The 19,681-nt window shown below is 74.6% G+C and carries 18 protein-coding genes; 8 read left to right on the top strand and 10 right to left on the bottom strand.

Going from position 1 to position 19,681, the window contains the following annotated elements:
• The first annotated feature begins 133 nt into the window (after positions 1-133).
• Together ACTWP5_RS04590 and ACTWP5_RS04595 are read left to right on the top strand one after the other, a co-directional pair.
• Positions 134-1,615 carry an alpha,alpha-trehalose-phosphate synthase (UDP-forming) gene (locus tag ACTWP5_RS04590; protein WP_443219410.1) on the top strand — a complete coding sequence of 494 codons (1,482 nt, stop codon included), beginning with the start codon at positions 134-136 and terminating at the stop codon, positions 1,613-1,615.
• Positions 1,616-1,772: 157 nt separating this feature from the next.
• Positions 1,773-2,426: a DUF1707 and DUF4190 domain-containing protein gene (locus ACTWP5_RS04595; RefSeq protein WP_443219411.1), complete on the top strand. Its 654-nt coding sequence runs from the start codon at positions 1,773-1,775 to the stop codon at positions 2,424-2,426.
• A 43-nt stretch (positions 2,427-2,469) separates the two neighbouring features.
• Here the strand turns inward: ACTWP5_RS04595 and otsB are convergent, their stop codons facing one another.
• The 3 genes from otsB to ACTWP5_RS04610 all read right to left on the bottom strand — a co-directional run bounded on the left by otsB (position 2,470) and on the right by ACTWP5_RS04610 (position 5,124).
• Positions 2,470-3,315, bottom strand: coding sequence for a trehalose-phosphatase (gene otsB / locus ACTWP5_RS04600; protein WP_443219412.1), 846 nt, complete (start codon positions 3,313-3,315; stop codon positions 2,470-2,472).
• 96 nt (positions 3,316-3,411) lie between these two features.
• A complete protein-coding gene (locus ACTWP5_RS04605) occupies positions 3,412-3,774 on the bottom strand; it encodes a DUF3263 domain-containing protein (RefSeq protein WP_443219413.1) in 363 nt (120 codons plus the stop codon).
• An 84-nt stretch (positions 3,775-3,858) separates the two neighbouring features.
• On the bottom strand, positions 3,859-5,124 hold the full coding sequence (locus ACTWP5_RS04610) for an extracellular solute-binding protein (protein WP_443219414.1): 1,266 nt from the start codon (positions 5,122-5,124) through the stop codon (positions 3,859-3,861).
• A gap of 529 nt (positions 5,125-5,653) precedes the next feature.
• Between ACTWP5_RS04610 and nagA the strand changes: the two genes are divergently transcribed.
• Positions 5,654-6,907: an N-acetylglucosamine-6-phosphate deacetylase gene (gene nagA / locus ACTWP5_RS04615; RefSeq protein ID WP_443219415.1), complete on the top strand. Its 1,254-nt coding sequence runs from the start codon at positions 5,654-5,656 to the stop codon at positions 6,905-6,907.
• Positions 6,908-6,959: 52 nt separating this feature from the next.
• Here the strand turns inward: nagA and ACTWP5_RS04620 are convergent, their stop codons facing one another.
• Both ACTWP5_RS04620 and cdgB read right to left on the bottom strand, forming a co-directional pair.
• Entirely contained in the window at positions 6,960-7,904 is a 945-nt protein-coding gene (locus tag ACTWP5_RS04620) for a hypothetical protein (protein ID WP_443219416.1), read from the bottom strand.
• Positions 7,905-8,036: 132 nt separating this feature from the next.
• Entirely contained in the window at positions 8,037-9,644 is a 1,608-nt protein-coding gene (gene cdgB, locus ACTWP5_RS04625) for a diguanylate cyclase CdgB (RefSeq protein WP_443219417.1), read from the bottom strand.
• Between the two features lie 505 nt (positions 9,645-10,149).
• Between cdgB and ACTWP5_RS04630 the strand changes: the two genes are divergently transcribed.
• A complete protein-coding gene (locus ACTWP5_RS04630) occupies positions 10,150-10,725 on the top strand; it encodes a flavin reductase family protein (RefSeq protein WP_443219418.1) in 576 nt (191 codons plus the stop codon).
• Between the two features lie 9 nt (positions 10,726-10,734).
• Here ACTWP5_RS04630 and arfB read toward each other — a convergent pair whose 3' ends face one another.
• On the bottom strand, positions 10,735-11,193 hold the full coding sequence (gene arfB, locus ACTWP5_RS04635) for an alternative ribosome rescue aminoacyl-tRNA hydrolase ArfB (RefSeq protein ID WP_443219419.1): 459 nt from the start codon (positions 11,191-11,193) through the stop codon (positions 10,735-10,737).
• A gap of 187 nt (positions 11,194-11,380) precedes the next feature.
• Between arfB and ACTWP5_RS04640 the strand changes: the two genes are divergently transcribed.
• Positions 11,381-11,956 (top strand): TerD family protein, encoded by a 576-nt coding sequence (locus ACTWP5_RS04640; protein ID WP_443219420.1) that lies wholly within the window; start codon positions 11,381-11,383, stop codon positions 11,954-11,956.
• 188 nt (positions 11,957-12,144) lie between these two features.
• Here ACTWP5_RS04640 and ACTWP5_RS04645 read toward each other — a convergent pair whose 3' ends face one another.
• Complete coding sequence (locus tag ACTWP5_RS04645; RefSeq protein ID WP_443219421.1) at positions 12,145-12,990, bottom strand: TrmH family RNA methyltransferase; 846 nt, start codon at positions 12,988-12,990, stop codon at positions 12,145-12,147.
• Between the two features lie 66 nt (positions 12,991-13,056).
• Here ACTWP5_RS04645 and ACTWP5_RS04650 point away from each other — a divergent pair, with 66 nt between their 5' ends.
• On the top strand, positions 13,057-13,227 hold the full coding sequence (locus tag ACTWP5_RS04650) for a hypothetical protein (protein ID WP_443219422.1): 171 nt from the start codon (positions 13,057-13,059) through the stop codon (positions 13,225-13,227).
• A 168-nt stretch (positions 13,228-13,395) separates the two neighbouring features.
• On the opposite strand, the gene ACTWP5_RS04655 is transcribed toward ACTWP5_RS04650, so the two are convergent.
• Both ACTWP5_RS04655 and ACTWP5_RS04660 read right to left on the bottom strand, forming a co-directional pair.
• The gene (locus ACTWP5_RS04655; RefSeq protein ID WP_443219423.1) at positions 13,396-14,001 is read right to left on the bottom strand and encodes a Uma2 family endonuclease; all 606 of its coding nucleotides are present in this window, start codon (positions 13,999-14,001) and stop codon (positions 13,396-13,398) included.
• A 127-nt stretch (positions 14,002-14,128) separates the two neighbouring features.
• Positions 14,129-14,785 carry a pentapeptide repeat-containing protein gene (locus ACTWP5_RS04660; RefSeq protein WP_443219424.1) on the bottom strand — a complete coding sequence of 219 codons (657 nt, stop codon included), beginning with the start codon at positions 14,783-14,785 and terminating at the stop codon, positions 14,129-14,131.
• 205 nt (positions 14,786-14,990) lie between these two features.
• Between ACTWP5_RS04660 and ACTWP5_RS04665 the strand changes: the two genes are divergently transcribed.
• Complete coding sequence (locus ACTWP5_RS04665) at positions 14,991-16,061, top strand: zinc-binding dehydrogenase (protein ID WP_443219425.1); 1,071 nt, start codon at positions 14,991-14,993, stop codon at positions 16,059-16,061.
• Between the two features lie 28 nt (positions 16,062-16,089).
• On the opposite strand, the gene ACTWP5_RS04670 is transcribed toward ACTWP5_RS04665, so the two are convergent.
• Positions 16,090-18,237 (bottom strand): alpha-galactosidase, encoded by a 2,148-nt coding sequence (locus ACTWP5_RS04670; protein ID WP_443219426.1) that lies wholly within the window; start codon positions 18,235-18,237, stop codon positions 16,090-16,092.
• A gap of 253 nt (positions 18,238-18,490) precedes the next feature.
• Here ACTWP5_RS04670 and ACTWP5_RS04675 point away from each other — a divergent pair, with 253 nt between their 5' ends.
• Complete coding sequence (locus tag ACTWP5_RS04675) at positions 18,491-19,645, top strand: DegT/DnrJ/EryC1/StrS family aminotransferase (RefSeq protein WP_443219427.1); 1,155 nt, start codon at positions 18,491-18,493, stop codon at positions 19,643-19,645.
• Positions 19,646-19,681 lie beyond the last annotated feature (36 nt).

Below are 19,681 nucleotides of genomic sequence, written 5' to 3' on the forward strand. Positions count from 1 at the left end.
GCGCCGCTCCCGGCACCCCACCACGCCGCACCACGCCGACGCGCCCGCGCTCCGCGTCACCCGTTCGACCGCACCCGTTCCACCGCGTCACCCGTTCCGTCACGCGTCCCCCACCCCGTCAGGGAGGCCCCCGATGACCACCGACGTCGTCCGTCCCGGCGTGGTGGTGGCGTCCAACCGCGGCCCGGTCAGCTACGCGCTGGCCGAGGACGGCTCGCTCTCCGCGCGGCGCGGCGGCGGCGGGCTGGTCTCCGGCCTCAGCGCGCTCGGCGACGAGGCCGGGCTGTGGGTCTGCGCGAGCCTGGGCGACGGCGACCGCGAGGCGGCCCGCCGTTCCCCGGTCCGCCTGGACGCCACCGACACCGCCGGCCAGGCCGTGCGGATGCTCGACATCCCGGCCGCCACCTTCCACGCGGCCTACAGCGAGGTCGCCAACTCCGTCCTGTGGTTCGTCCACCACCTGCTGTACCAGACGCCGCTCGAACCGGTCTTCGACGAGACGTTCGAGGCGCACTGGGCCGCGTACGAGGCGTACAACGCGGCCTTCGCCGACGCCGTCGCCGAGGAGGCCGCCGAGGGCGCGGCCGTCCTCGTGCAGGACTACCACCTCACGCTCCTGCCGGGCCTGCTGCGCGAGCGCCGCCCCGACCTGCGGATCGGGCACTTCTCCCACACCCCGTGGGCGCCGCCCGAGCTGTTCCGCGTGCTGCCCGACGGCATCGCCCGCCAGCTGCTCACCGGCATGCTCGGCGCGGACCGCGTCGCGTTCCTCACCCGCCGCTGGGCCCGCGCCTTCGCCGACTGCTGCGCCGCGGTCCTCGGCGCCGAGGTGTCGCCCGAGGCCGTCACCCACGCCGGCCGCGCGGTCGGGCTCGGCGTCCACGGCCTCGGCACCGACGGGGACTTCCTGCGCGAGCGCGCCGCCCGCCCGGACGTCGACGAGCGCCTCGCGGAGCTGCGCGCCCAGATCGGGGGCGCCCAGATCGGGGGCGGCCAGGCCGGGGGCGGGGCGGGCGAGGAGCGCAGGACCATCGTCCGGGTGGACAGGACCGAGCTGTCGAAGAACATCGTCCGCGGCCTGCTGGCGTACCGGCGGCTGCTCACCGACCACCCCGAGTGGCACGGCCGCGTCGTCCACCTCGCCTTCGCCTACCCCTCGCGGCAGGACCTGGCCGTCTACCGCGACTACACCGCCGAGGTCGCCCGCGTCGCCGAGGAGATCAACGCGGCGTTCGGGCGCCCCGGCTGGACGCCCGTCATCCTCCACGTCAAGGACGACTTCGCCCGCTCGCTCGCCGCGTACCGGCTGGCCGACGTCGCGCTGGTCAACCCGATCCGCGACGGCATGAACCTCGTCGCCAAGGAGATCCCGCTGATCTCCGAGCGCGGCTGCGCCCTGGTCCTCTCCCGCGAGGCGGGCGCCGCCGAGGAGCTCGGCGAGCTGGCCCTGCTGGTCAACCCCTACGACATCGCGGCCACGGCGAGGGCCCTGCACCAGGGGCTGACGATGCCGGCGGAGGAGCGCGCCCAGCAGTCCAAGCGGCTGGCGGCCGCCGCGACGGCGCTGCCGCCGAAACGCTGGTTCCTCGACCAGCTCGCGGCGCTCCGCCCGTAGGGCCTCGTCACGGCCGCCGCCCCCTCCCGGCGCGGCGGCCCGCCGCGCGCCCGGACACCGGACGAACCCGGCTCGGGGAACTCCGGGCCTTGTCCGGGTCGTCTCTCTGGACGGAGGATGGGGACAATCCGGTGCGAGGGGTGGGGAGGGGCTGGCGATGTCACAGCATGGCTGGCGGCCGTACGGGCCGCCGGGAGGGCCACCGTACGGGCAGCCGCCGTACGGTCAGCAGCCCTACGCTCAGCCGGCCTTCGGGGCCCAGCCGTACGGCGCGCAGCCGTACGGCCAGTCGTCGATGATGCGGGCCTCGGACGCGGACCGGGAGCGGGCCTCGGACGTGCTGAAGGCCGGGTTCGCCGAGGGGCGGCTGAGCCAGGACGAGCTGGACGCGCGGCTGACCCGCGTGCAGGAGGCGGTCACCTACGGCGAGCTGCAGGCCGTCGTCGCCGACCTGCCGCAGGGGCCCGTGCCCCAGCCGCAGCCGCAGCCCTCGACGCAGCTCCAGCCGTACGTCCCGCCGCCCCCACCCATGGCGTACCAGCGGCCGTACAAGCCCTACCCCCTGGTCGTCCCCCCGCCGACCAACGGGAACGCCACCGCCTCGCTCATCTGCGGCCTGCTCACGCCCGTCACCTGGGGCCTGACCGCGATCCCCGCGATCGTCCTGGGCCACAAGGCCCGCACCGAGATCCGCCAGCGGCACGAGCAGGGCGACGGCCAGGCGCTGACGGGGCTGATCTTCGGTTACCTCGGCATCGTCGGCTGGATCGTCCTCATCCTCGCGATCGTCGTCGCCGTCTCCTCGTCCTGAGCCTCCGGCGGCCCGGCCGCCGGAGACCGCCCGGCCGTCTCCGTCACAGGGCGTCGCCCAGCGCCGCCAGCAGGGCGGCCACCCCCTCGGGGCCGTCGACGGTGAGGTCCGTGGCCTCGGTCAGCTCGGCGACCTCCGCGCTGCCGCTGCACACCCGCAGACCGGCCACCCCGGAGGCGCGGAGCGCGGCCACCGCGTCGAACGCCGCCAGGTCGCCGAGGTCGTCTCCCGCGTAGAGCACGGCGCGGGCGCCGACCTCGCCCACCAGCGCCGTCAGCGCGCCGCCCTTGTCCATGCCGGGCGGGCGCAGCTCCAGCACCAGCCGGCCGGGCTCCAGCGCCAGCCCGAGCCGGTCGGCGAGCCGGGCCAGCGGCTCGCGCAGCGCCGCGAAGGCGCCGGCCGGGTCGGGGGCGCGGCGGGTGTGGACCGCGAGAGCGCCGCCCTTGTCCTCGACGGCCGCGCCGGTCCCGCCCACCAGGGCGGGCAGTTCCTCGCGCGCCACGGCCACGCCCGGGTGGGCGGGCGGGCGGCGCAGCGTGCCGGTGGCGGCGTCCCACCGCTCCGCGCCGTACGCGCCGAGGACGACGAGGCCGGCGAGTTCGGGGTGGCCGGCGAGGCCGGCGAGCCGCACCGCCACGTCGGCGGGGCGACCGGTGATCACGGCGACGGCGGCGACGCGGCCGGCCAGCCGGGCGAGCGCCGGCACGGCGTCGGGGTGGGCGCGGGCCTGCTCGGGGTCGGGGACGATCGGTGCGAGGGTGCCGTCGAAGTCGACGGCGACCAGGGCGCGTTCCGGTTGGGCGAGCAGGGCGGCGAGGCCGTCGCGGCCCGCCTCGGTCCTGGGAGTGGGCAGTGTCTCGGAGGAGGCCGGTGAGGAGGGAGAGCCCATGTGCCGGACTCTACCGCCGGCCCGGCCTCGCCCGGCCGAAGGACCGGCGGGTCCCGGCCACCTCGGCCGCCGCCCCGGCCGACCCCCGGCGCCGCGTCAGGGGCGGGGCGGCTCGTCGGGCCGGGTGAGCCCGCCGCGGCGGGCCTGGCGCAGGCGGCGCAGGCGGTTGACGGTCACCGGGTCGTGGGCGAGGGCGCGCGGGTCGTCGAGGAGGGCGTTGAGCAGCTGGTAGTAGCGGGTCGGGGACATGCCGAGGCGCTCGCGGACGGCGCGTTCCTTGCTGCCGGCGCCCGGCCAGCCGCGGCGCTCCAGGGCCAGCACGGCCCGCTCCCGTTCCGTCAGCTCGCCCGGCCCTGACGTGCCCGCGGCCCCGGGCCGTTCCGACGGCTCGGGCGGGTCCGGCGGCTCCGCGGGCTCGGGCGGCTTCTCGGGCTCCGCGGGTTCGGGCTGCTGGCTCACGTCCGCAGTGTAGGCCGGGCGGCCCCGGGCGGCCCCGGGCGGCCCCGGGCGGCCCGGGGTGGGCTCACCGCGCGGGCCGACGGCTCACTGCGCCCCGTCGAGCTCGCGCGCCTCGTCCTGGAGCCGGCCGAGGATCCGCGGGATGTCGCTGTCGGGCCGCAACGTTTCGCCGATGCGCTCGGAGAGCCAGACCCCGACCGTCGTCCAGGAGACCTTGCCGATGGGGAAGAACGTCGCGGTGTCCAGCTCCTCGATGAACGGCACCAGGCGCTGCCGCTCCGGGTCCTCGCTGCCGCGCACGTCGTAGACGCCGGGGGTGGTCACCGGCAGGAAGTCGTAGCGCTCGTGGAGGCTGGCGACCGTGGTGTTGGTGTACACGAAGTCGAGGAAGGCCGCTATCTGCTCGCCGTGGCCGTGGGTGTTGAACCCCATCACCCACGAGGCCTGGCCGAGCGCGGACGGGGTGGGACCGTGGCGGCCCGGCACCTGGATGACGCCGTAGTCGACGCCGCCGACGTCGGCCTGGCGCAGCAGCAGCGAGTCGGCCATGACCATGCCGACCTCGCCGGCGGAGAAGTCCACGTAGGAGGTGGCGCGCTGGGTCTCGGCCGGAATGCCGGAGCCGGCGAGCCCCTTGGCGACGACCTCGTCCCGCAGCCAGGTGAACGTCTCGATGTTGGCCTCGTTGTTGATCGAGTAGACGCCCGTGTTGTCGGTGAGTCCGCCGCCGCCGGCCAGCATCCAGGCCATGGCCTCGATCTGGCCCTCCTCCGGGGCGAACGGCAGCGCGATGGGGGTGGGGACGCCCGCGTCGCGCAGCGCCACGGCCGCTTCGAGCATCTCCTCCCAGTTGGTCGGCGGCTGCTCGTCGTCCAGGCCGGCGCTGCGGAAGAGCTGCTTGTTGTAGAAGAGGCGGAAGACGGTGGAGGCGAAGGGCAGCGCGTACTGCACGCGTTCCAGCTCGCCGGCGACCGCGATCTGGGGCACGAAGTCGGCGATCACGGGGAGCGTCAGCAGCTCGCTGGCCGGGTGGAGCTGGCCCGCCTCGGCGAACTCGGCGAAGGCGAAGATCTGGGCGATGTCCGGGGGGTTGCCCTCCTCCGCCAGGCGGGCGACCTCGCTGTTGGCGTCCTGGTACCGGATGACCGAGACATCGATGAGGATGTTCGGGTTCTCCTCGCGGAACTCCGCGACGAGGTCGTTCCAGTACGCCTCGGTCGACCCGCTGTCGGCGGCCTCGCCGTACTCGGTGGCCAGCAGGCGGAGCACCACCTCCTGGTCGCCCGAGTCGCTCCCACAGGCGGTGGTGGTGGCCGCCACGGAGACGGCCCCGGTCAGGCCCGCACCCATCCCCAAGAATCGGCGACGTCGCACGTTCACATCCCCTTTGCCCTGACTCGCTACATGCTGTCGCCCGGTCTGATCCGTTCGTGTCAGCCGGCGATCCTGTCGAGTTTCCCTCCCCACACGGGTGAGCTCAGCACTCAGAGGTATATCGGTTTCACAACAGCCGCTCCATCGTGACGATTTCGCCACCCCCATCACATATGGGCCTGCCGAGGACGGTGGCGGGGAGGGGAGTTCGGCCTGACGGACCGGCGATCGACGACACCGCGACGGGAGGAACCGCCCGCGTCCCGAGGGCCGGGGAGCGGCGGTCGCGGGGCGTCGGAGGGCGTCAGGGGGGCGCCGTCGGGGCATCGCGACGGCGTCGCGGGGGCATCGTGAGGGCGTCGCGGGGGCATCGTGAGGGCGTCGAAAGGGGCGGCGTGAGCCCGTCCGGGGGCAACGGGACGGCCCTCGTTGGTCGCCACCTCGAAAAGCCACCGGCGGACGAGTGGACTAGTCCTCTGTGCCGAGGGTGCGCGAGACTGTGGGCATGACGCCCTCTCACGCCTCCGACGCCCCTGCCCTCATCGTGCTCGCCGGGGCGCGGGTGGTCCGCCCGCACGGTGTCGTCGAGGGCGGCCGGGTCACGGTCACGGACCGCAGGATCGTCGCCGTGGGGCGGGGCGAGGCACCCAGGGCGCCGTCCCCGGCGGACCGTCCGGACGGCGGTGGCGCGGCCGTCGTGGACCTCTCGGGCCACTGGCTGGTCCCCGGCTTCGTCGACGCGCACGTCCACGGCGGCGGCGGCGCCTCGTTCTCGGCCGGGACCGTGCCCGAGGCGATGACCGTCATCGAGACCCACCGCCGGCACGGCACGACCACCATGCTCGCCTCCACCGTCACCAGCGCGCTGACGGACCTGGCCACACAGGCCGGCGTGCTGTCGGAGCTGGTGGAGGAGGGCGAGCTGGCCGGCATCCACTTCGAGGGGCCGTTCATCTCCGACCGCCGCCGCGGCGCGCACGACCCGGCGCTGCTGCGCTCGCCGGACCCCGCCGAGGTGGGGAGGCTGATCGACGCGGCGCGCGGCACGGCCCGCATGGTGACCCTCGCCCCCGAGCTGCCCGGCGGGCTCGACTCGGTGCGGCTGCTGCGCGAGCGCGGCGTGATCGCCGCCGTCGGGCACACCGACGGGGACTACGACACGACGCGGGAGGCGGTGGAGGCGGGCGCGCGGGTCGCCACGCACCTCTTCAGCGGGATGCCGCCGCTCGGGCACCGGGCGCCGGGGCCTGTGACGGCGCTGCTGGAGGACGAGCGGGTCACGGTCGAGCTGCTCAACGACGGCGTCCACGTGCACCCGGCCGTGCTCGGGATGGCCTTCCGCACGGCGGGCGCGGCGCGGGTGGCGTTCGTCACCGACGCGATGGGGGCGGCCGGGATGGGCGACGGGGTCTACCCCCTCGGCCCGCTGCGGGTCCGGGTGACGGACGGCGTGGCGCGGCTCGACGCGGCGGGCGAGGGCGACGGACCGGGGGCGCTGGCCGGGTCGACCCTGACGCTCGACCGGGCGTTCCGGCGGGCGGTGACGGTCGACGGGCTGCCGGTCACGGACGTGGTGCGGGCGGTGTCGCAGACGCCGGCGCGGCTGCTGGGGATCGACGACCGGGTGGGGTCGGTGGAGGAGGGCATGGACGCCGACCTCGTGGTGCTGGACGACGGCTTCCACGTGGTGGGGGTGATGCGCCGCGGGCGGTGGGTGGTGCCGCCGCCGGCCACGGGGGGCGCGACGGCCGGCTCGTAGGCCGGCGCCCCGTCGGCGGGCTGGCCGGCGGCCCCTTGCCAGCCGACGTTTGCTAGCCGACGACCTCTTCGGTGAAGTACAGCTGGTCGATCAGGACGTCGCAGGACTCGGGGCAGCTGAACTCGAGGGTGTTCGATCCCTGTTCGAGGTCGACGTAGTTGTACGTGTTGTACCAGCTCTCCTCCCACTCGTCGCTGCCGCCCCCGTTGAAGTCCCGGAGGTTGATCCGGTCGTCGCGGGGGGTGCCGTTGACCGAGAAGGCGAGGGTCTGGTCGTCGCTGACGGTGGCGTACGTCGTGTACAGCACGTACTGCCCGGGGTCGCCCTCGAAGTCGAAGGTCCACGTGATGGTGGAGCCCTGGACGAGGCCCGAGACGTAGTTCCCCTCGGGTGAGCTGGCGCCGGCGATGCCGGACTCCAGGCGGGCGCCCCCGCCGAGCTGGAGCGCGGCGAGGTCCGCCACGGGAGGCTCCCCGGCCCCGGGCGGGCTGGACTCGCCGTCCCCGGGGTCCTCGTCTCCCGGCTCGCCGTCCGAGCCCTGCGTCTCCGAGCCCGTCGGGTCCCCGCCCGCGCTCGGCTCCGTCTCGTCACCGCTGAAGAGGATGGCCGCGCCGACGCCCACGACGACGGCGACGACCACGGCGATCGCGCCGATCAGCAGGCCGTTCCGCCGGGGCGGCTCGGGCGGCGGCATGCGGCGGCGGCCACCGGGAGCGCCGGCGCCGCCCTGCGTCTCCGGCGCCGCGTAGTGCGCGTCGGGCTGCGGCGGCTGGCCGTATCCGGCGGCGCCCATCGGCTGGGTCCTGGGGCTGCCCTGCCCCCCGCCGTACGTGCGCCCGCCGACGGGACGGACCTGGTGGTACGACTCGGGCTGCCGGGGCGGCGGCGCCTGCTGGCCGTCGGCCTGGGGGCCCTCCGGGCGGTAGAGGTACGCGAAGGGATCGTCGTCGGGTGCGTGGTTGGGTGGCATCCCCGCGCCGTTGTTCCCCGCACTCATCGAACTCGCTCCTCGGTTGGCCCTCGTCAGGCGTCGTGGTTCCCCGACCCCGCCCGCTCCCCCGGCTCCCAGACGCCGGGGGCTTCAGGCGCGAGCCTACCCCGTTCGACTGACACGGCCGGTCCGTCCCGGTCAGCCCGCGCGGCGGCGCGCCTGTGACCTCGAACGCTTCTCCACGTACATCCGCTGGTCGGCGGACTGGAGGATCTCCCCGGTGGTCATGCCGCAGGCCGCCCAGCCGATGCCGAAGCTCGCACCCACCCGCACCGACCTGCCCTCGACGCGGATCGGCGGGATGATCGCGGAGCGCAGCCGGACCGCGAGGTCCGAGGCGTCGGCCGGGCCGAGGCCGTCGGCGAGCACCACGAACTCGTCCCCGCCGAGGCGGGCGACCGTGTCGTTGTCCCGCACGCCCGCCTGGAGGCGGCGGGCGACCTCCACCAGCACGGCGTCGCCGCAGAGGTGCCCGAAGCGGTCGTTGATCGACTTGAAGCCGTCGAGGTCGCAGAAGAGGACCGCGAGCCCCTTGCCGTCGCCGCCGGGCGCCTCGGGCGGGCGGACGTGCTCGTGGTGGTCGTACCCGCGCGGGGGCGGGGTGCCGAGGCCGGTGAAGGCGTCGGTGGAGCTCGGCGGCTGCGCCGACGGATCGTCGAGCCGGTCCTGCGGCACGTCGCAGATGCGGGCGCCGAGGCGGGAGCGGAGCTCCGCGCTGTTGGGCAGGCCGGTCAACGAGTCGTGGCTGGCGCGGTGCGCCAGCGCCAGCTCGTGCCGCTTGCGGTCCTCGATGTCCTCGACGTGCGTCAGCAGCACCTGCGGGCCGTCCGTGACGTCGGCCACGACCGAGTTCCGCAGCGAGACCCAGACGTAGGAGCCGTCCCGGCGCAGCAGCCGCAGCTCGGCGCGGCCGCCCTCGGCGGCGGTGCGCAGCAGCACGGCCGTGTCCTCGGGGTGGACCAGCTCGGCGAAGCTCATGCGGCGCAGCAGGGCCGCCGATCGTCCCAGGAGACGGCACAGCGCGTCGTTGACGCGGATCAGGCGGCCGTGGTTCTCGCCCCCGATCTCGGCTATGGCCATGCCGCTGGGCGCGTACTCGAACGCCTGCCGGAAGCTCTCCTCGCTGGCGCGCAGCGCCTGCTGCTCCTGCTCCAGGCGGACGAGGGCACGCTGCATGTTGCCCCGGAGGCGGGCGTTGGAGATGGCTATGGCGGCCTGGGAGGCGTAGAGCTGGAGCGCCTCGCAGCCCCAGGGCCCCGGGCGCTTGCCGTTGCGCGGCTTGTCCACCTCCAGCACGGCGAGCAGCTCGCCGTCCGAGGCGTACATCGGCGCGAAGAGCCGGTCCATGGGGTGCCACTCGTCCGGGGTCCTGGGGGCCGGTCCCGTGATGTGCCACTGGGGGACGTCGTCGTGGTCGAGGACCCAGCCCTGCGTGTACGGGATGAAGCGCAGCTCCCCCCAGCGCTCCCCCATCGCCAGGCGGCGCTCCCAGGACTCGCGCGATCCGGTGCGGCCGGCCAGGGCCGCCTCGGCGTTCTCGCTGCCGGCGACGGCGGCGACGAGGAGGTCGCCGTCCGGGGTGACGAGGTTGACCGCGGCGAGCTCGAAGCCGAGGGCGGCGACCGCGCCGTCGGCGATGGTCTGGAGAGTGTCCGCCATGCTGCGCGCGGTGTTCAGCTGCGCGACAACCTGGTGCAGCTCACGCAGCGAGGCGAGGCGCACGTACGGCTCAGTATCCGTTTCCATCACTCCCCCGGCCCGGATGCACGTGCAGATACCAAGGCCACTGAATCACAGGGAGCTGCCCGCTAGGTACACAGGGTCAGTGATTATTTGGTAACTGTGAGCTATGTCACACTGAGAGAGGGTTCGATAGCGGGACGTAGAAGGATTTCGGCCGGTGGCGTCGGCGGCGGACGCCGTGAGCGCCCTCCGGCCCCCGGCGGGGCCTCGGTCCTCGCCTCGGCCCGCGCCCCACCTGCCCGTTCTCTCGGGCGGTCCTCCCCCGCATCCTCTCCCGTCCGCCCTCCGGGCCGCGATCCGCCCCCCACCCGGGGCGACGCGACCCGACCAGGGGCGGCGCGACCGGGCCGGGCGGCGGGGTCCGGCCGCCGGGGCCGCCGGCCCTCCGCGGCCGGCTCCCGTCCTCCGGCCTCGTCCCGAGGTCCCGTCCCGTCTCGGACCGGACACGGCGGGTCCTGGTTCCTCCGCCCGATGCGCGGCGGGCGGGCGGGCGGTTAGCTTGCTTCACGTGTCCCTCCCCACGAGAACCGGTCAGCCCGGCGAAGCCACCGTTCCGCGTCCCGCGCATCCTGAAGGGGTGACCGAGGACGAGTTCCGCGCAGCCATGGCCCGACTCGCGGCCGGCGTGGTGTTGGTGACCGCGCACGACCCCGAGGACGGACCGAACGGCGCGGCGGCCGGCATGACGGCGACGGCGTTCCTGTCGGTGTCGCTCGACCCGCCGCTGGTGCTGGTCAGCGTCCGCACCGGCTCCCGGATGGACGAGCTGCTGGAGCGGCAGCCGCTGTGGGCGGCCTCGCTGCTGACCGAGGAGCAGCGGACCCTCGCCGGCCGGTTCGCGATGAAGGGCCGGCTGAGCGACCGGCTCCTCTTCCAGGAGGTGCCGCACCGGCTGGGCGAGGTCAGCGGGGCGCCGCTCGTCGAGGGCGCGCTGGCCGCCGTGGAGTGCCGGACCGAGCAACGCGTCGCCGCCGGCGACCACACGCTGGTGGTGGCCAGGGTGCTCGCCACCAGCCTCCAGGCCACCACGGGCGGCCCGCTCACGTACTACCTCGGCGCCTACCGCCGGCTCGGCGAGCGCTGACCGCCCACCTCAGCCGTCGGGGTCGCCGCCCCGGCCCGCCGCCCGGCCGCGCTTGAGCTCGGAGCGGTGCCGCTTGGTCCGCAGCCGCCGCTCCTTGGCGGCGCGCGGCGTGCGGCCCTGCCGGCGCTCCGGGGCCGGCGGCGCGGCGGCCTCCTCCAGCAGCCGCGCCAGGCGGAGGGCGGCGGCCTCGCGGTTGCGCCACTGCGAGCGGTGCCCGGACGACCGCACCACGAGCACGCCGTCCTCGGTCAGCCGGCCGGCGAGCCGCTCCAGCGCCCGCCGCCGCCACGCCTCGGGCAGCGCGCGGGTGGCGGCGAGGTCGAAGAGGAGCTCGACCTGGCTGTCGGTGGTGTTGACGTGCTGACCGCCCGGCCCCGAGGAGCGCGAGAACCGCCAGCGAAGCTCGGACTCGGGCAGGCGGATCGAGCCGCGGATGACATGCCCGCGGCGGGCGGTGTGACGGGACATGCGTTCCATGATCCTGAGCCGGGCGACGGAACGCACCCTGGTTTTTCCCGGAAGTGCCAGCGGAACCACGCGACCCCCTGACATCGTTGGGAGCGGTGAGAGTAACGTCAGCGTCATCGCAGTCGTCATCGCAGTGCGGTCCTACGCGACTGACCGAGCTGAGCAACGAAACAAGGGGATCCAGACCATGGGTGTGAGCCTGAGCAAGGGCGGCAACGTCTCGCTGAGCAAGGAGGCGCCGGGCCTGACCGCCGTCACGGTCGGCCTCGGCTGGGACGTTCGGACGACCACAGGGGCGGACTTCGACCTGGACGCCAGTGCCCTGGGGCTGAACGCCACTGGCAAGGTCGTCTCCGACGGGCACTTCATCTTCTACAACAACCTGACCTCCCCCGACGGGGCCATCCAGCACACCGGTGACAACCTCACGGGTGAGGGCGAGGGCGACGACGAGCAGATCAACGTCAACCTCGCCGGCCTGCCGGCCGAGATCGACAAGATCGTCTTCCCCGTCTCGATCCACGACGCCGAGGCCCGTGGCCAGAACTTCGGCCAGGTGCGGAACGCCTTCATCCGCGTGGTGAACCAGGCCGGCGGCGCCGAGATCGCCCGGTACGACCTGACCGAGGACGCCTCCACGGAGACCGCCATGGTCTTCGGCGAGATCTACCGCAACGGCGCCGAGTGGAAGTTCCGCGCCGTCGGCCAGGGGTACGCCTCCGGCCTCGCGGGCATCGCCCAGGACTTCGGCGTCAACGTCTGAGCGGACCGGCGCCGAACCGGAGCAGGGCCGGAGCCGGCCCGTCCGCGGCAGGCTCGTCGCTCGGCGGTTGACCCACGCGAAGACCCCCCACCGTTCCGGCGGGGGGTCTTTCGGCGTTGGCGGTGACGCGCCGCCGTCGCGGACGCGCCTCGGGCGCGGGGTCTCTGGCGCGGGCCGCCGCGCCCGCGTCACGCGGCGTCGCGGTGGTGGCGGCGCTGCCGCACGGCCTCGTAGAGCGTCACCGTCGCGGCGCTCGCCGCGTTGAGGGAGCTGGCGGAGCCGGTCATCGGGATGCGGACCATGGTGTCGCACAGCTCGCGCCACGCGGCGCTGAGCCCTGCCGTCTCGTTGCCCACCACCAGCAGCACCGGCCCGGTCAGGTCGGCCTCGGCCAGCTCCGTCGCGCCCGCCTCGTCGGTCCCGACGACCGTCACCGGCTGGCCCAGGCGCGCCGCCTCGCCGTCCAGCCAGGCGGCGATCTCGCGCGGCCCCGGGCAGCGCACCACGGGGAGGGCGAAGAGCGAGCCCGTGCTGGCGCGCACCGCCTTCGGGTCGTAGACGTCGGCCGCGTGGCCCGTCACGATCACGCCCGAGGCGCCGAAGGAGTCGGCCGAGCGGACCAGCGTGCCGATGTTGCCGGGGCTGACGGGCCGGTCGAAGACCACGCCGAGGAAGTCGGGGCCGACCGGGACACGGTCGAGCCCGTCCGGCGGCATCCCCACCACGGCCACCAGCTCGGCGCCGTCGCCCTTCTCCCCCAGCTCGGCCAGCAGCTCGGGCGCGAGGGCGTACCGCTCGGCGGCCGGGCAGTCGCGCAGGACGCCCGTGGCCCAGCGCGACGGGGCGCGTTCGGCGTCCATCAGCAGCGCTCGGACCGGCCAGCCGCGCTCCACCGCGAGGGTGATCGGACGGACGCCCTGCACGAGGAACTCCCCGAGCCGCTGCCGCTTCGTCCGGTTCGACAGCAGCGCCTGCCACTGCTGGAAGCGCGCGTTGCGCGTCGTCACTGGTCGGGGGGCCTGCCGCGTGGTCACGCGGGCGAGCGTAGTGGACCGTCGACGGATTGTGCCGTCCGGGTGGGTCTGGCCATGATGGGCACCATGCACGAGGCCCGGCACAGCGAGGAACGCGGCTGGTACGTCGTCGATCCCTGGGGCCACATGGTCCACGTCCACCAGCCCAACGGCGAACTGCGCGCCGCCTTCTTCGAGGAGGACCGGGAGGCGGCCGAGGCGCTGGCCGAGCGGCTCGACGAGCACCCGGAGGCCTGAGCCCGACGCCTCCGGGCGGCGACATCCCCGAGAACGTCCCCGTGGGGACAGCTCCTAGCGGATACGCCAGCGGTGGTCACAGTCCATGCAGTTCCAGTATCCGTCGAGGGCACCGCTCGGGGTGACGTTGGTGCTGCCGCAGGATGGACATTCCATCGAGGATTCCTCTCAGAACGCGAACACGCTCGTGTCCAGCTCGAAACCAAGCGGCTCGGGAAGTGCGAGCCTCTCTGCGACGGGAACCGTCCGGCGACGCTGGAACACTCCTCCGGCAGGCTCGCTGAACAGCGTCGCAGTCCACATCTTGCGATCCACCAGGAGGTAGTGGGGGATGTCCACGCGGGCGTACGCCCGAAGCTTCATGCTCCGGTCCTTCTCCTCCGTGGACTTCGACGTGATCTCCGCGACGAGGACCGCCGGCGCCGGATCGTGCCATTCCTGCGCCGACGCGAAGCTTCCCCGGGGGGCGACGACGAGATCAGGAATCACCTTGTCCTGCGGAGTCTGACCGGGCAGCCGCAATCCGATGCCGGTGAACAGCCGCAACGACGTGTCCGCGGCGTGGAGAGTCACCTGACGCAGCACTTCGGACAGGATCGACTCGTGTTCTCCGTTGGCCGGTGGCACGACGTGGATGCCCCCTTCGATCAGTTCGACGCGCCACCCTTCCGGGGCTGTCGCGCTCAATCCCTCGAAGTGGTCCTCCAGCGCAGCGCTGGTCTGCCGCTCCTCCGTGTCGGCATTGAGCTCGTGCTCCGCAGCCGTCAGTGCCATGGCGGACCCTCCTTCGTACGAGAGCGACACTCCCAGACTAGGCCAGCCCGGGTACGCGGAGGAGGCGGACGATCACCCGGACGTGTGACGTGCCCGGGGGTGCCGCCCGGGGCCGGCCCGCCCGGCGCTACTCGGGCTCCGCGACGCGAACGCCCAGGTGAGCGGCGAGCTGCGGCGCCAGGTCCAGCAGCTGGGAGGTGGTGATCGCCGAGCCCGCCAGGCGGTCCACGCCGCGCGCGACCTCCAGCAGGGCCACGCCCCGCAGGTCGACCTCGCGCAGCGTCGCCTGGGTGAGGTCGACGCCGCGCAGCTCGCAGTCCTGGAACGACACCCGCTCCAGCGTGGCGCCGCCGAAGTCCGGCTCCACCAGCACGCAGCCGACGAAGGCGACGTCGGTCAGCCGGGACTGCCGCAGGTTCAGAAAGTCGATCTTGCCGCCCCGGACCAGGACGCGGTTCAACGTGGCGCCGCTCAGCTGCACGCCGCCGAGCCGCGCCTCGCGTATCTCCACGTCCCGCAGCTGGGCCTCGCCGAGGGCCGTGCCGACCCCGCAGGGCTGCTCCAGCAGGCAGTCCACGAGCCGGGCGCGCCGCAGCTCCGCCTCGGACAGCACGCAGCGCCGCAGCGCGCAGTCGAGGAAGCTCGCGCCCCGGCCGTCGGCGCCGGTCAGCTCCACGTCGGCGAACTCGACCCCGTCGTAGTCCCCCTCCGGCTCCAGCGTGCCGCCGTCGAACGGCACCAGCTCCGGCAGCGTGAACTCCGGCGGACGGGGCGGCTTCACCACGCGCCTGGCGTCTCCTCGTGCTCTCACCACGCGTCCCATGCTGCACCGGACCACTGACAGCCGGAGGCTCGCGCTCTTGACCTCAGGTTCGCTTGAGGTTTGAGGATGGGTGGCGCGCGCCCGGACACCGGGCCACACGGGCGGGGCCGTCGCACCCGTACGACACGGCACGGCGGCCCAGCGACACACGAGAGGGAGTGTCCCCATGCACGCCGTCAGACTGCACGCCTTCGGACCGCCGGAGAACCTCCGCCACGAGGAGGTCCCCGACCCCGAGCCCGGCCCGGGCCAGGTGCGGATCGCGGTCGCCGCGGCCGGCGTGCACCTGGTGGACACCGCGCTGCGGGAGGGCGTCGCGGGCGGCCCCTGGCCGCTGCCCGAGCTGCCCACCATCCCCGGCCGCGAGGTCGCCGGCGCCGTCGACGCGCTCGGCGAGGGCGTCGACGCCTCCTGGCTGGGCCGCCGCGTCGTCGCCCACCTCGGCCAGGCGCCGGGCGGCTACGCCGAGCGGGCCGTCACCGGCGTCGAGCGGCTCCACGCGCTCCCCGACGGCCTCTCGCCCGACCACGCCGTCGCCATGGTCGGCACGGGCAGGACGGTCATGGGCGTCCTCCGCTTCGCGGACCTCACGGCCGCCGACACCGTCCTCGTGCTGGCCGCCGCGGGCGGGATCGGCTCGCTGCTCACGCAGTACGCGCGGCACGTCGGCGCGCGGGTCGTCGGCGCGGCCGGCGGGCCGGCCAAGACGGCCGCCGTGGCGGACCTCGGCGCCGACCTCGCGGTGGACTACACCCGGGGGGACTGGGCCGAGGTGGTCCGGCGCCGGCTGGGCGAGCGCCCGGCCACGTACCTCTTCGAGGGCGTCGGCGGCGAGCTGGCCCGCACCGGCCTGCGGCTGCTCGCCCCAGGCGGCGTCCACCTCGCCTACGGCTGGGCCGCCGAGGGCGTCCGTCCGCCGAGGAACGGCGGCGGCGCGGGCAACAGCGGCGGCGCGGGCAACGGCGGCGCGGGGAAGGCCGTCGACCTGGTCGCCCGCCTCCCCGAGGCGGAGGCGGCCGAGCGCGGCGTCACCACGCGCACCGTCCTCGGCCCGGCGCTCTTCGAGAGGATCGGCGGCATCGAGAACCTCCGCACGCTGGAGGAGGAGTCCCTGGCACACGCCGCCGCCGGCACGCTCACGCCGCTGGTCCACCACTTCCCGCTCGCCGAGGCCGCCCGCGCCCACCGGGCCCTGGCCGAGCGCGCCACCATCGGCAAGGTGGTGCTCATCCCCTGACGAGGCCACCACCGCCGGCCACGGTCAGTCAGTCCGTGACGCGCCGCGCCTCCACCAGCACCAGCCGCTCCGGGTGTTGGACCGGGGCGCGGACCCCGACCGCGCCCAGCACGCGGCCGGTCAGCGTGACGCCCCCGTCGCGCCACCACGGCAGCGGCGTGTAGGCAGCCCCCTTCAGCCGCGCCCCCGGCGGCAGCGGCTCCACCCGGTACTCCGCCTCCGGGTCGAGGCCGGGCAGCCGCACCAGGCCGGGCGGCGAGGCCACGCTCGTCGCCATCTGGACCAGCGCGTACACCGCGTGGGAGCCGTCCGCCGCGACCACGCCGTGCACCCACAGCGCCGGGTCGGGGTGGTCGCCGCGCACCACGCGGCCACCGTGGAGCAGCGGGCGCAGCTCCTTGTGGAGCGTGATCCACCGCGCGAGCGCGGCGCGGTCGTCCGGCGTGGCCCGGGTCAGGTCCCACTCGATGCCGAAGTGCCCGAAGAGCGCCGTCCCGGCCCGCATCGCCATGCCGTGGGTGCGCCCGGTGGTGTGCGCGGTGGGCGCGCCCACGTGCGAGCCGATCAGCTCGGGCGGCAGCAGCAGCCCGGTGTAGCGCTGGATCGTCTGCCGCTCCAGCGCGTCGATGCAGTCGCTGGCCCAGACCCGGTCGGTGCGCTCCAGGATGCCGAGGTCGACGCGCCCGCCGCCCGAGGAGCAGGACTCGATCTCCAGCCTGGGGTGGCGGGAGCGCAGCTCGTCCAGCAGCCGGTAGACGGCCTCGGTCTGGGCGTGCACGCCCGCGCGCCCGGTGGGGCTGTGGCCGGCCTCCACGAGGTCCCGGTTGTGGTCCCACTTCAGGTACGTCAGCTCGTACTCCGAGACGATCGCGTCGAGCCGCTGGAGGATGTACGCGTACGCCTCGGGGTGGCCGAGGTCGAGGACCTGCTGGTGGCGGGACTCGGGGGGCATGCGGTCCCCGGTGGCGAGAATCCACTCGGGGTGGGCGCGCGCCAGGTCGGAGTTGGGGTTGACCATCTCGGGCTCCACCCACAGGCCGAACTCCAGGCCGAGGCCGCGCACGTGGTTCACCAGCGGGTACAGGCCGTCGGGCCACACGTCCTCGTCGACGTACCAGTCGCCGAGGCCCGCCTGGTCGTCGCGGCGGCCGCGGAACCAGCCGTCGTCGAGGACGAAGCGCTCGGCGCCGACCTCGGCGGCGGCGTCGGCGAGGGCCGTGAGGCGGGTCAGGTCGTGGTCGAAGTAGACCGCCTCCCAGACGTTGAGGGTCACCGGGCGCGGGCTGTGCGGGTGGCGGGGCCGGGCGCGCAGGTGGTCGTGGAAGCGGGTGGCGAGCTCGTCGAGGCCGTGGCGGCCGTAGCTGCCGTAGACCCAGGGGGTGGTGTACGACTCCTCCGGGCCGAGGGCGACCTCGCCGGCCAGCAGCAGCTCGCCGCCGCCGAGGAGGGCGACGGAGGTGTGGGTGCGCTCGGCCAGCGAGCGGTGGTTGCCGCTCCAGGCCACGTGCAGGCCCCACACCTCGCCGTGGCGGAAGCCGAAGCCGGCCTCGCCGGCGACGTGCACGGTGGCGGCGTCGGTGCCGGTGCGGCCCTTGCGGTTCTCCCGCAGGTGCGTGCCGATGGTGAACGCGTGCCGCTGCGGGGTGCGTTCCCGCAGGTGGCGGCCGGTCATGTCCAGCAGCTCCGTGGCGCGCTCGGGCACCGGCAGGGTCAGCAGCACGCCGGAGAGGGAGAACGGCGCCTCGCCCGGCTCGGCCCGGCTGGTGAGGGTGGCCCGCTGCCGCACGAGCCCGGAGGCGGTCAGCTCGATCTCCAGGCGCAGTTCGAGGCCGGCGGTGACGTCCTCGGCGGTGACGGCGAGGGCCCGGTCGGTGGGCTCGACGGCGGTGACGGAGAAGGAGGTGGAGAAGTCGGCGCCGGCGCGGTGGCCGGTCAGTCCCGGGGTGCCGAGCCAGCCGGCGGCCTGCTCCGGCAGCACGCTGAGGGGGACGACGACGTCGACGTTGTTCGAGCCGATCTGGGGGACCTGGACGTGCGCGAGGGCCGCCAGGGCGGCTTCCGACAGGGCCCCGAGGTCCTCGCCCCAGTGCACGACCCGGGGGAGCCCACGTCCCGAGCAGTCCACCACCAGCGAGACGCCGGCGGAACGGAGGTGGTGGAGGGTGCCGTTGCTCATCAGCGTCCTGTCGATCGATTGTGTGCGGAGTTGCGCGATATTTCTATGTTCTGGCCTCGGGCCGCGTCAACACTCCTTCGCGCCGGCTCCTCCCCGCCCGCGCCGGAGCCCTCGGCGCCGCCCCCGGCACCGCCCCGGCACCCGGATTGCCGGGCGGTTACCGCGGCCTTGGCGACCGGTTTCCGCCGCCTCCTAGCATCGAAACGCCATCAAAGCGCCGGAAGACCAGCCGAGTCAGTTGGGGAGCGGCACGATGCTCAACGTATTCCAGCCCAGCCTTGGCGCCGAGGAGCTCAAGGCCGTCGGGGAGGTGTTCGAGAGCAACTGGCTCGGACACGGCCCGCGGACCAAGGAGTTCGAGGCGCGCTTCGCCGACCACCTCGGCGTCCCAGCCGAGCACACCGTCTTCATCACCTCGGCCACCGCGGGGCTCTTCCTGTCCACCGAACTGCTGGGGCTCGGCCCCGGCGACGACGTCGTCCTGCCCTCCGCGAGCTTCGTCGCCGCCGGCAACGCCGTCGCGGCCTCCGGGGCCCGCCCCGTCTTCTGCGACGTCGACCCCCGCACCCTCAACCCGAGGCCCGAGCACGTCAGGGCGGCGCTGACGCCCCACACCAAGGCCGTCGTCCTGCTCCACTACGGCGGCTACCCCGGCGACATCGCCGAGATCGCCGAGCTGTGCCGCGCCCGCGACGTCGCGCTGATCGAGGACGCCGCCTGCGCCGTCGCCTCCACCGTGGACGGCAAGGCGTGCGGCACCTTCGGTGACGTCGCGATGTGGAGCTTCGACGCGATGAAGATCCTCGTCACGGGTGACGGCGGCATGCTCTACGTGCGCGACTCCGAGCTCGCCCACCGCGCGCGGCGCCTGGCCTACCACGGCCTGGAGCTCACGAAGTCCAGCGGCTTCACCGCCGCCCGCGTCTCCCACCGCTGGTGGGAGCTGAACGTGCAGGACTTCGGCCGCCGCGTCATCGGCAACGACGTGACCGCCGCGATCGGCCTGGTGCAGCTGGGCCGGCTGCCCGACTTCGTCGCCCGCCGCCGCGCCGTCGCCGAGGTCTACGACAAGCTCCTCGCCGACACCGAGGGCATCGTCCTGCCGCCCGCGCTGCCCGAGGGCCACACCACCTCGTACTACTTCTACTGGGTGCAGCTCGACGCCGCGATCCGCGACCAGGTCGCCGCGGACCTGCTGGAGCAGGGCATCTACACCACCTTCCGGTACCCGCCGCTGCACAAGGTGCCGGCCTACGGCGGCGTCACGGCGGGCGACGGGCCGCTGCCGGGGACGGAGCTGAGCGCCGACACGACGCTGCTGCTCCCCCTCCACCAGCAGCTCGACGAGGACGACGCGCGGACCGTGGCCGACGCCCTGCGCAAGGCCGTCGAACGCCGCTCGGTCTGACGGACCGGCCTCGCCACCTCCGTCCCCTCCCCTCCC

This window comes from Streptomyces sp. 4N509B, assembly GCF_052245655.1.
Lineage (GTDB): Bacteria > Actinomycetota > Actinomycetes > Streptomycetales > Streptomycetaceae > Streptomyces.